The 11,157-nt window shown below is 71.6% G+C and carries 9 protein-coding genes and 1 tRNA gene; 6 read left to right on the forward strand and 4 right to left on the reverse strand.

The genetic code is table 11. The features are described from left to right. The first annotated feature begins 284 nt into the window (after window positions 1–284). Window positions 285–2,849 carry an HWE histidine kinase domain-containing protein gene (locus JMJ56_RS28690; protein ID WP_202835176.1) on the forward strand — a complete coding sequence of 855 codons (2,565 nt, stop codon included), beginning with the start codon at window positions 285–287 and terminating at the stop codon, window positions 2,847–2,849. Here the strand turns inward: JMJ56_RS28690 and glmS are convergent, their stop codons facing one another. Continuing rightward, window positions 2,850–4,673 carry a glutamine--fructose-6-phosphate transaminase (isomerizing) gene (gene glmS / locus JMJ56_RS28695; RefSeq protein ID WP_202835177.1) on the reverse strand — a complete coding sequence of 608 codons (1,824 nt, stop codon included), beginning with the start codon at window positions 4,671–4,673 and terminating at the stop codon, window positions 2,850–2,852. 2 nt (window positions 4,674–4,675) lie between these two features. Continuing rightward, complete coding sequence (glmU, locus tag JMJ56_RS28700) at window positions 4,676–5,980, reverse strand: bifunctional UDP-N-acetylglucosamine diphosphorylase/glucosamine-1-phosphate N-acetyltransferase GlmU (protein WP_202835185.1); 1,305 nt, start codon at window positions 5,978–5,980, stop codon at window positions 4,676–4,678. Window positions 5,981–6,072: 92 nt separating this feature from the next. Here glmU and JMJ56_RS28705 point away from each other — a divergent pair, with 92 nt between their 5' ends. Next, window positions 6,073–6,729 carry an HAD-IA family hydrolase gene (locus JMJ56_RS28705; RefSeq protein WP_202835178.1) on the forward strand — a complete coding sequence of 219 codons (657 nt, stop codon included), beginning with the start codon at window positions 6,073–6,075 and terminating at the stop codon, window positions 6,727–6,729. Here JMJ56_RS28705 and JMJ56_RS28710 read toward each other — a convergent pair. Together JMJ56_RS28710 and JMJ56_RS28715 are read right to left on the reverse strand one after the other, a co-directional pair. Further along, window positions 6,697–7,488, reverse strand: a complete 792-nt coding sequence (locus JMJ56_RS28710; protein ID WP_202835179.1) for a DUF3108 domain-containing protein — start codon at window positions 7,486–7,488, stop codon at window positions 6,697–6,699. The two genes, JMJ56_RS28705 and JMJ56_RS28710, sit on opposite strands and share 33 nt — an antisense overlap. Before the next feature lie 40 nt (window positions 7,489–7,528). Next, window positions 7,529–8,857: an LLM class flavin-dependent oxidoreductase gene (locus JMJ56_RS28715; protein ID WP_202835180.1), complete on the reverse strand. Its 1,329-nt coding sequence runs from the start codon at window positions 8,855–8,857 to the stop codon at window positions 7,529–7,531. A gap of 77 nt (window positions 8,858–8,934) precedes the next feature. On the opposite strand from JMJ56_RS28715, the gene JMJ56_RS28720 reads away from it, so the two are divergent. The 4 genes from JMJ56_RS28720 (at window position 8,935) to JMJ56_RS28735 (ending at window position 11,129) form a co-directional block, all read left to right on the forward strand. Beyond that, the gene (locus JMJ56_RS28720) at window positions 8,935–9,576 is read left to right on the forward strand and encodes a glutathione S-transferase family protein (RefSeq protein ID WP_202835181.1); all 642 of its coding nucleotides are present in this window, start codon (window positions 8,935–8,937) and stop codon (window positions 9,574–9,576) included. A gap of 155 nt (window positions 9,577–9,731) precedes the next feature. Then, entirely contained in the window at window positions 9,732–10,028 is a 297-nt protein-coding gene (locus JMJ56_RS28725; protein WP_202835182.1) for a hypothetical protein, read from the forward strand. Continuing rightward, window positions 10,021–10,989 (forward strand): tripartite tricarboxylate transporter substrate-binding protein, encoded by a 969-nt coding sequence (locus JMJ56_RS28730; RefSeq protein WP_202835183.1) that lies wholly within the window; start codon window positions 10,021–10,023, stop codon window positions 10,987–10,989. The genes JMJ56_RS28725 and JMJ56_RS28730 overlap by 8 nt, the downstream gene beginning before the upstream one ends. A 65-nt stretch (window positions 10,990–11,054) precedes the next feature. Next, a tRNA-Val gene (locus tag JMJ56_RS28735) sits at window positions 11,055–11,129 on the forward strand. Window positions 11,130–11,157: the final 28 nt, after the last annotated feature.

Genomic DNA, 11,157 nt, shown 5'->3' on the forward strand with positions numbered 1-11,157 from the left:
AGCGCATCGGCCGAGCGGGCGGGAGGCCAACCATTGCCGGCACATGACGGATGCGTGACCCCAACCGCAGGATGACAAGGCATCGCATACACGTCAAAATAAGGGCATGCCCCTCGACAGCGCAGCGGCGGGCAGCATGTGTGACCGACAGGTGATGCTCGCGAAACCGGCGCGGCGTCGTCGCCATGGGATGCCCACCGGACAGTGTCGAGCACATCACCCATCATGCCGCTGACCCCGTTCGGCCGATTGCATCACCCTCTCCCCGGCCGAGAGCCTCGTCCATGAGCCAGGCCAGCGATGCCCCCCTCGACCTGACCAGTTGCGACCGCGAGCCGATCCACCAGCTCGGCCAGGTGCAGCCCTGGGGCTTCCTGCTTTCGGCGACGACCGACGGGACGGTGCGGCACGCCTCGGCCAATGTGGCGGAGCACCTGAACCTGACGCCGGAGGCGGTGGTCGGGCGGCGGCTGGACCAGCTGCTCGACCGCGGCTCGCTGCATGACATCCGCGCACGGCTCCAGGGGCTGCAAGGGCAGCACCAGACCGACCGGCTGTTCTCCCTGCCGCTGATCGCCGGCAAGCCGCCCTATGACGTCGCCGTGCATTTCGCCCCGGGTGGGTCGCCGATCATGGTGATCGAGGCGGAGCCCTCGGCCGCCGAGCCGCGCTTCGACGCGGTGGGCACGGTGAAGGGCATGATGTCGCGGCTGCTGCGCGCCCGCGACCTCGCCGGCATGCATGACCGCGCGGCGCGGCAGGTGCGGGCGGTGCTCGGCTTCGACCGGGTGATGGTCTACCGCTTCGACGCCGACGGCACCGGCGAGGTCGTCGGCGAGTCGACGGCCGAGCGGCTGGACTCCTTCCGCGGCCTGCGCTTTCCCGCCTCCGACATCCCGAAGCAGGCGCGCGCCCTCTACTGCCGCAACTGGCTGCGGCTGATCGCCGATGCGGCGGCCGTGCCGGTGCCGGTGCTGCCGGCGCCGACGCCGGGCGAGAGGGTGCTCGACCTCTCCTCCTCGGTGCTGCGCAGCGTCTCGCAGGTGCATATCGAGTATCTGCGGAACATGGGTGTCGCCGCCTCGCTCTCCATCTCCATCATGCGGGGGAACGATCTCTGGGGGCTGATCGCTTGCCACCATGCGGAGCCGCTGCTGCCGAGCTTCCAACGGCGCAGCGCAGCCGAGCTGTTCGGCCAGCTCTACTCGCTGCAGATCGAGAGCTTCGAGCGGATGGAGGCGGCGCAGCACGACGCCGAGGCGCGGGCGGCGCAGGAGCGGGTGCTCTCCGCTGTCTCCTCCGACGAGAAGATCGACAACACGCTCCAGCGTGTCGCCGAGGAGATCCGGCTGCTGATCCCCTGCGACGGCGCCGCCATCCATACCGGAACGCATACCGAGACGATCGGCGCGACGCCGGACGAGGACATGCTCGCCGGCATCGTCGCCATGCTGAACCGGACCGATACCTCGCGGGTCTTCGCCACGCGGGAGATCGCCGTGCATTACCCGCCGGCGGCGGCGCAGGCGGAGGTGGCGGCGGGAATGCTCGCCATTCCCATTTCGCGGGCCTCGCGGGACTACCTCATCCTGTTCCGGCGCGAGATGGTCCACAGCATCGCCTGGGCCGGTAACCCGGCGAAGGTGGCGGAGCAGGGCACCGACCGGCTGCATCCGCGCCGCAGCTTCGAGGCCTGGCAGCAGGAGGTGCGGGGCTGCTCCGGGCCCTGGCTCGAATCCGAGCGACGGGTGGCAGAGGCGTTGCGTGTCACGCTGCTCGAGGTCGTGGTGCGGCTCTCGGCCAGCGCGGCCGACCTGCGGCGCAGCACCAACGACCGGCAGGAGCTGCTGATCGCCGAGCTGAACCACCGCGTGCGCAACATCCTCGCGCTGATCCGCGCGCTGGTGCAGCGCAGCCGGGAATCGGCGGAGACGCTGGAGAGCTTCGTCACCGTGCTGAACGGGCGCATCCAGTCCCTCGCCCGGGCCCATGACCAGCTGACCGACGACCGCTGGGGGCCGGTCGCGCTGCGCGGGATGATCGAAAGCGAGTTCCACGCCTATCTCGGCGACCGCCAGCCCGAGCGGACGAAGCTCAACGGGCCGCCGGTGCTGGTGGAGCCGCAGGCGCTGACCGTGCTCGCCCTCGTCATCCATGAGCTGGCGACCAATGCGGCGAAATACGGCGCGCTGTCGGACCGGCACGGTACCGTCGATGTGCGCTGGGTGCTGCAGGCAGACAACACGCTGCTCCTGCAATGGCGGGAGCGCGGCGGGCCGCCTGTCAACCCGCCCAACCGCCGCGGCTTCGGCACCACGGTGATCGAGCGCTCCATCCCCTTCGAGCTGCAGGGCCAGGCCGAGGTGCGCTACCTGCGGGAGGGGCTGGAGGCGGATTTCACCGTCCCCGCGCGCTTCGTCCAGATCGGCGTCGAAAGCCAGCAGACGGCGCCGGTGCTGCCGCGACGGACACAACCGCTGCGCGTCTCCGGCATCGCCATGGTGCTGGAGGACAGCACGCTGCTCGCCATGGATGCCGAGGAGATCCTGCTCGATCTCGGCTTCGACAAGGTCGAGGTGGTAGGGACGGTGCCCGCTGCGCTCGGGGTGATGAAGCGGCTCGGCCGGCAACTCGCCTTTGCTCTGCTCGATGTCAATCTCGGCGACCAGACCAGCCTGCCGGTGGCGCTGACGCTGCACAAGGCGGGCATCCCCTTCGCCTTCGCCACCGGCTACGGCATGGGGCTCGACCTGCCGGCCGAGTTGGCCGAGGCGGCCTCGGTGGTGCCGAAGCCCTACCAGCGGCAGGACATCGCCGAGCTGGTGGGGCGGACGCTGGGCCGCGAGTAGCTACTCGACCGTCACGCTCTTCGCCAGGTTGCGGGGCTGGTCCACATCGGTGCCCTTCAGCACGGCGACGTGGTAGGCAAGGAGCTGGACGGGGATGGCGTAGAGGATCGGGGTGGCGAATTCGCCGATCCTCGGCAGGACGATCACCCGCTCGGCGAAGCGGCGGAGGGCCGCCTCCCCTTCCGCATCGGTGAAGGCCATGACGCGGCCGCCGCGGGCCGCGGCCTCCTGCAGGTTGCTCGCCGTCTTCTCGAAGAGCGGGCCCGAGGGGCAGAGGGCAATCACCGGGACGTCGCTGTCGATCAGCGCGATCGGGCCGTGCTTCATCTCGCCGGCGGCATAGCCCTCGGCATGGATGTAGCTGATCTCCTTCAGCTTCAGCGCGCCTTCGAGGGCGATCGGGTACATCGCGCCGCGGCCGAGGAAGAGCACGTCGCGGGCCTTCGCCACCTCCATGGCCAGTTCGCGGATCTGGGCGTCCTGCTCGAGGATGGCGGCGGCGTGGCTCGGCACCTCCAGCAGCGTCTGGGCGAGGCGGCCTTCGTCCAGTGTCGAGAGCTCGCGGCGGGCGCGGCCGAAGCCGATGGCGAGGCAGGCGAGCACGGCGAGCTGGGCGGTGAAGGCCTTGGTCGAGGCAACGCCGATCTCGGGGCCGGCGACGGTCAGCAGGGCGCCGTCGCTCTCGCGGGCCATGGAGGATTCGGGGACGTTCACCACCGAGAGGACGCGCTGGCCGGCCTCCCTCAGCAGGCGGAGGGCGGCCATGTTGTCGGCCGTCTCGCCGGACTGGCTGATGAGGATGGCGGCGCCGCCATCGGCCAGCGGCGGGTTGCGGTAGCGGAATTCGCTGGCAACGTCGGCATCGACGGGAAGGCGCGCGAGCTGCTCGATCCAGTAGCGGCCGACCATGCCGGCGAGGAAGGCGCTGCCGCAGGCGCTGATGGTGAGGCGGCCGATGCGCGCCGGGTCGAAGGGCAGGCGCGGCAGGCGGACTTCCAGCGTCTTCGGGTCGAGATACTGGCGGAGCGTGTCGCCGAGCACGGCGGGGTGCTCGTGCAGCTCCTTCTCCATGAAGTGGCGGTAGTTGCCCTTGCCGACGGCGGCGCCGGAGACGGCGGTGACGGTCACGCGGCGCTCGGCCGGCTGGTGCGCGGCGTCGAAGAAGCGGGCGCCCTCGCCATCGACGGCGACCCAGTCGCCTTCCTTGAGATAGGCGATGCGGCGGGTCAGCGGGGCGAGGGCCAGCGCATCGGAGCCGACGAACATCTCGCCCTCGCCGAAGCCGACGGCGAGCGGCGCGCCCTGCCGCGCGGCGAGCAGCAGGCGTGGGTGGCCCGAGAAGATGGCGGCGAGGGCGAAGGCGCCGTGGACGCGACGCAGCGCGGCGGCGAAGGCGGCCTGCGGCTCATGGCCCTGGCGCAGGAAGTCGTCGACCAGACGGACGAAGGTCTCGGTGTCGGTCTCGGTCTCGAAGACGGCGCCCTTCGCCTCCAGCTCGGCGCGCAGTTCCGCGTGGTTCTCGATGATGCCGTTGTGGACGACGCTGACGCGGGCGGTGCTGTGGGGGTGGGCGTTGCGCTCGGTCGGCGCGCCATGCGTGGCCCAGCGGGTATGGCCGATGCCGGTGGTGCCGGGCAGCGCGTCGCGCTCCAGCACGCCGGCGAGGTTGCCGAGCTTGCCCTCGGCGCGGCGGCGCTCGATATGGCCGTCGACCAGCGTGGCGATGCCGGCGCTGTCGTAGCCGCGGTATTCGAGGCGGCGCAGCGCCTCCAGCAGCAGCGGCGCTGCAGGGGCCTTGCCGATGACGCCCACGATCCCGCACATGGCTAGCGCCCCTTCTTCCCTTTGAAGCCACGCCCGGGCTTCACCGCCTGCCGCCCGCGGGCGATGCCCATGGCGTCGTCCGGCACGTCCTCGGTGATGACGCTGCCGGCGGCGACCAGCGCACGGTCGCCGATGCGGACGGGCGCGACGAGCGCCGTGTCGCTGCCGATGAAGGCGCCGGCACCGATCTCGGTGCGGTGCTTGTGCACGCCATCGTAATTGCAGGTGATGGTGCCGGCGCCGATGTTGCTGCCGGCGCCAATGGTCGCGTCGCCGAGATAGGTCAGGTGGTTGGCCTTGGCGCCCGGCCCAAGCAGCGCCGCCTTCAGCTCGACGAAATTGCCGACATGGGCCCCTTCCCCGACCTCGGTCCCCGGCCGCAGGCGGGCATAGGGGCCGATGATGGCGCCGCGCCGGACAAGGCAGGACTCGAGGTGGCTGAATGGGCGGATCTCCACCTCGTCCTCCACCGTGACGCCGGGGCCGAGGACGACATGGGGGCCGATCGTCACGTCCTGGCCGAGCGCCGTGTCCCAGGAGAGGAAGACGGTCTCCGGGGCGGTGAGCGTCGCCCCGCCGGCCATGGCGGCGGCGCGGAGGCGGGACTGCATCTGCGCCTCCAGCCCGGCCAGCTCGGCGCGGCTGTTGGCGCCGGCGAGGTCGGCCTCGGCGGCCTCCTCGGCCAGCACCCGGCGGCCTTCGGCGACGGCCAGCGCCACGACGTCGGGGAGGTAGTATTCGCCCTTGGCATTCTCGGCGCGGATGGCGGCGAGCCAGCGGAAGAGATCGGCGGCGGGGGCGCAGACGACGCCGGCATTGCAGAGGGGGATGGCGCGTTCGGCCGCGGTCGCATCGGCCCATTCGACGACACGGAGCACCGCGCCCGCCTCATCGGTCACGACGCGGCCGTAGCGGGCGGCATCGGCGGGGCGCATCGCCAGGAGGGCGAGGCCGGCTTCCGCACGGCGGGCGAGCAGGCGGCGCAGGGTGTCGGTCGGGATCAGGGGGTTGTCGGCATAGAGAACGGCGACGTCGCCGGGGTAGTCGCGCAGCAGGGGGGCGGCCTGGGCGGCGGCGTGGCCGGTGCCCAGGCGTTCGGCCTGCACCACCGTCGCATGGGGGCGGGCGGCGGCTTCGAGCCCGGGCATGCCTGGGCCCACCACCACCACGATGCGGTCGAAGACCGGCTCGCAGGCGGCGACGAGGTGATTGAGCATCGGCCGGCCGGCGATGGGGTGCAGCGCCTTGGGCAGCGCGCTCCGCATGCGGGTGCCGAGGCCGGCAGCGAGGATGATGGCAGCGGGCATGGCAATGGGGTAGTCGCGGAGGGGTGGCCGGGGCAAGCCCCATGCGCGTCAAGATGGATTGCCGGATATGACCGGGCGGGCGAGGCTGGGTCATGACCGTCTCCGTCGCCCTCTTCGACCTCGATGGCACGCTCGTGGACAGCGTGCCCGATATCCATGCCGCGCTCGACCGGCTGATGGCCCGGCTCGGCCGTCCGGGCTTCGCCCGGGCCGAGGTGACGGCGATGATCGGCGACGGCGTGCGGGTGCTGGTGGAGCGGGCGCTGGCGGCGCGGGGCCTGGCCTTCGACCAAGCGGCGCTGGAGGGGTTCAGCGCGGATTACACGGCGCGGGCGGCGGAGGAGACGGCGCTCTTCCCCGGCATCGCCGAGGTGCTGGCGGGGCTGGAGGCGGCGGGGTGGCGGATGGCGATCTGCACCAACAAGCCGGCCAGGGCGACGGCGGCGCTGCTCGGAGCGCTCGGCATCGGCGGGCGCTTCGCGGCCGTGGGCGGGGGCGACAGCTTCCCCGTGCGGAAGCCGGACCCCGGCCACCTGCTGGCGACGCTGCGGGCGGCGGGGGGCGAGGTGTCGCGCGCGGTGATGATCGGCGACCATCGGAACGACGTGCTGGCGGCCAGGGGGGCGGAGGTGCCCTGCCTGTTCGCCGGATGGGGCTATGGGACGCCGGAGATGGCGGAGGGGGCAGCGGCGGTGATCGGCCGGCCCGAGGCGCTGCTACCGGCGCTGCTGGGCCATGGTCGGGGCTGAGCCGGCGGGCTCGACGCTCACCAGCACGGCGCGGACGGTGCCGAACCAGCGGGTCGTCAGCTCGATGCGGACGGGCAGCGGGCCACGGCCCGGCAGGGGCTGGCCGAGCCAGATATCGGCCGTCTGCGGGCGGCGGGCCTCCCCGGCATCCTGGTCGTCGAGCCGGCCGGCGACCAGCCGGCCCTCGAAGACGCACTTGATAGCAGGGCCGCCGAAGCCGCCCTCGGCCGGAAGCACGCCCTGGCCGGCGGTCTGCACCGTGTAGTCGGCGCGGCGGCGGCCGTCGAAGACCCGGGCATTGGTGTCGCAGCGGCGGGTCTGCGTCACCACGCGGGTAAGCTTGGCCAGGGCCGATAGCGCGTCGATGGTGCCGGCCTGGAGGGCGGCGGGGACGGGCTCTCGCTCGGTGTTCGGGGGCTCGATGGCGCGGAGGACGGGCATGCCGGCGGGTGTGTAGTCCATCACCACCACGCGCTGGTCTCCGCGCCAGGTGCCGTTGACGCGGTAGCGGACGGGCACCGGCTCCGTGCCGCGCCAGGCGCCCTCGGCGGAGGTCACCTGATCGCCGCGCGTGAAGAACCCGACCATCCCGTTCATCTGGGTGCGGGTGCGGACCAGGTAGTTCGGGCCGTCGAGGTCGAGCAGGGCCTCGACCTTCATCACGGTGAGGCCGGCGGCATTGACCTCGTAGCGGGCAACCAGCGGCTCGGCCCGCGCGGCAGCGGGGAGCAGGGCGAGGGCGAGGGCGAGGGGCAGCATGCGTCCCATGCCGGAGGATATGGGCCGCCGCCCGCGCGCCTCAACCCTCCGGGAAGAGGCGGTTCGGCGGGCGGGGGAGGCCGAGATTCTCGCGCAGCGTCCGGCCCTCGTACTCCCGGCGGAAAAGGCCGCGGCCCTGCAGCTCCGGCACCACGCGATCGACGAAGTCGTCGAGCCCGCCGGGCAGCCAGGGGAACATGATGTTGAAGCCGTCCGCGGCGCGCCCCTCCAGCCAGGCCTCCATCTCGTCGGCGACGGTCCGCGGCGTGCCGACCATGGCGAGGCCGGCATAACCGCCGAGGCGCTGGGCGAGCTGGCGGACGGTGAGGCCCTCGCGCTCGGCGAGGGCGATGGTGCGCTCGCGGCCGCTCTTGCTGGCATTGGTGTCGGGGATGGGGGGCAGCGGGGCGTCCGGATCGAATTTGGACGCATCGGTGCCGAGGGCGATGGAGAGGGAGGCGATGGCGCTGTCGTAATGCACCAGGCTGTCGAGATGGGCGCGCTTCGCCCGCGCCTCCTCCACCGTGTCGCCGACCACGACGAAGCAGCCGGGGAGGAGCTTCAGGTGCTCCGGGTCGCGGCCGAGGGCGGGCATCCGGGACTTGATGTCGGCATAGAGGCGCTGGCCGTCGGCGAGGGTGGCGACGCCCGCGAAGACGGCCTCGGCGGTCTCGGCGGCGACCTGCTTGCCGGCCTCGGAGGCGCCGGCCTGGACGATGACGGGCCAACCCTGGATGGGACGGGCCACGTTGAGGGGACCGCGGACCTTGAACTCGGGCCCCACATGGTCGAGCGGTCTCACCCGCGCCGGGTCGAAGAAGATGCCGCTGTCGACGTCGCGGATCAGCGCGTCGTCGGCCCAGCCGTCCCAGAGGCCGGTGACGACGTCGTAGAACTCGCGCGCCCGCTGGTAGCGCTCGCCATGGGCCATGTGCTCGTCCTGGCCGAAATTGAGCGCCGCGTCGGGGTTGGAGGTGGTGACGAGGTTCCACCCTGCCCTGCCGCCGCTGATATGGTCGAGCGAGGCGAATTTGCGGGCGATGTGGTAGGGCTCGTTATAGGTCGTCGAGGCGGTGGCGATGAGGCCGATATGCTCCGTCACCGCGGCGAGCGCGGGCAGCAGGGTCAGCGGGTCGAAGCTGCTGACGGTGTGGCTGCGCTTCAGCGCCTCGATCGGCATGTTGAGCAGCGCCAGGTGGTCGGCCATGAAGAAGGCGTCGAACCGGCCGCGCTCCAGCGTCTGGATGAAGCGCTTGTAGTGCTGGAAGTTGAAGTTGGCGTCGGGGAAGGCGCCGGGATAGCGCCAGGCGCCGGTATGGATGCTGACCGGGCGCATGAAGGCGCCGAGCTTCAATTGCCGCTGGCTCATCGCGGGGGCCTTTCGCTGTTGCGGATCAGGTGCGAATGGCAAAGCCTCGACGCAAGGCCGGAAGGGGGCGGCGCGCCATGCTGAAACTGCTGGGCAGGTCCAATGCCTACAACGTGCGGAAGGTCCTGTGGCTGCTGGGGGAGCTGGGCCTGGCCTTCGAGCAGGAGGAATGGGGGCGCGGGCATCGGGCGACGGATGACCCCGCCTTCCGGGCGCTCAACCCGCTCGGCACGGTGCCAGTGCTTATCGACGATGGGCTGGTAGACGGCGCGGTGGTGCTGCGGGAGTCGCATGTGATCCTGCGCTACCTCGCTGCGCGGGAAGGTGCGGTGCATCTGCTGCCGGAGGCGCCGGCGGCGCGGGCGCTGGTCGAGCAATGGATGGACTGGGTTGCCTATGACATGACGCTGGCGATGAAGGGGGCCTATCTCGGGGGCGAGCTGGGGCTGGCGCCCTGGAGCGAGCCCTGGGCGGTGGCGCGCGGGCGGGCCGAGTATGCCGAGGGGATGCGGCAGGTCGCGGCGGCGCTGGAGGCCGGCGGCCCCTACCTGGCGGGTGAGGGCTTCACGCTCGCGGATGTCCCGGCGGGGTTCCTGGTGCATCGGTGGTTTGCGATGCGAGGCATCGGGCGGCCGGCGCTGCCGGCGCTCGATGCCTATTACGCGCGGCTTTCGGAGCGTGTGCCTTACCGCACGCATATCAGGAACGGGCTGGCGTGACCGTTTTCACTAATAAGCTTAGTTAAGAATCTGCATATAACGAAAAATAAAAGTTTTTCTTTGACAGGCGTGGTCGGATCGGGTCTGCTTCCGGACCGGCGAGGCTGCGGCATGCTGCGCGACCCGCCGGAGCGGAACCCAAGGATGCCCATCGCGTGCTGAAACCCGTGCCGCAATCCGATCCCGGCGTGCTCGACCCGATCCGGTCCTCGGTCTCTGCTGCGCGCAGCCATGGGCTGACGGTCTTCGGCAGGTTCCACGATGCGCAGCCCCGCAGCCACCCTCAGATGGCGGAGGGGCTGCGGCGCATCGGCGCCGGGAGACAGCGCCAGGCCTTCGAAGGCCTGCCCTATGGCCTACTTGGGCAGCTCAGGCCGAGCTTCCTGCATCGGCAGGAGCTGACGGGCTTTACCGGCAGCTTCGCCACCGTCCGGGGAGTGGGACGTGCCTGATCTCTCGCGCCGCGCGGCGCTGCTCGCCGCCCTCGCCCCGCTTGCAGCACAGGCGCAGCCGGGGAGCTTCCCGGATCATCCGGTGCGGCTTGTCGTGCCCTTCACTCCGGCGGGGCAGACCGACCTCATCTCCCGGCTGGTCGCGCAGCGGCTGGCGGAGGACTGGGGCAAGCCGGTGCTGGTCGAGAACCGCGCGGGCGGCAATGCGATGATCGGCGCCGATGCGGTGGCGAAGGCGGCGCCGGACGGGCATACGCTGCTCGCCATCACCCTCACCCATGCGGTGAATGCCTCGCTCTTCCCGCAGGCGCCGTATGACTTCACGCGCGACCTGAAGACGCTGACCCTGCTCGGCGCGCTGCCGCTGGTCGTCGTCGTGCGGGCGGAGAGCCCGTGGCGCTCGCTCGGCGAGCTGGCGGCGGCGGCGCGGCAGAGGCGGCTGAACGGCGGCTCCTCCGGCACCGGCTCGCCGCCGCATCTGGGACTGGAGATGTTCCGCCGCGCGGCGGGGGCGGCGGAGCGGCTGGAGCATGTCCCCTATCGGGGCGGGGCGCCGGCGGTGACGGATCTCGTCGCGGGGAATCTCGACCTGATCGTCGGCAACCTGCCGGAGGTCATCACTCAGGTGCAGGCGGGGCGGCTCCGGGCGCTCGCCGTGACGGATGCGGCGCGGCACCCGCTGCTGCCGGATGTGCCGACCACCGCCGAGGCGGGGCTGCCGGCGCTGCGCATCACAAGCTGGACGGCGATCCAGGCGCCGGCCGGTATCGCCGAGCCGCTGGCGGAGGCGATCGCGGCGGCGATCCGCCGGGCGGTGGCCGACCCGGCGGTGGTGCGGAAGGCGGGGGAGCTTGGGTTCAGCCTGATCGGCGCCGACATGGCAGAGTCCCGGCGCTTCGTCGCGGCCGAGGTGGCGCGCTACGCGGCGGTGGTGGCGGAGGCCGGCATCAGGGCCGAGTGAATCCCACCGCATAAGCTCTTGCCAGCGGCGGGCGATGCCCCTATCAACCGCCTCCCGAGCGGTCCGGGTGCGTAGCTCAGCGGTAGAGCATTGCCTTCACACGGCAAGGGTCACAGGTTCAATCCCTGTCGCACCCACCATCGCCTCAAGGGCTTAGAGCGCTTCGGT

Source organism: Belnapia arida, assembly GCF_016773205.1.
Classification (GTDB): domain Bacteria; phylum Pseudomonadota; class Alphaproteobacteria; order Acetobacterales; family Acetobacteraceae; genus Belnapia; species Belnapia arida.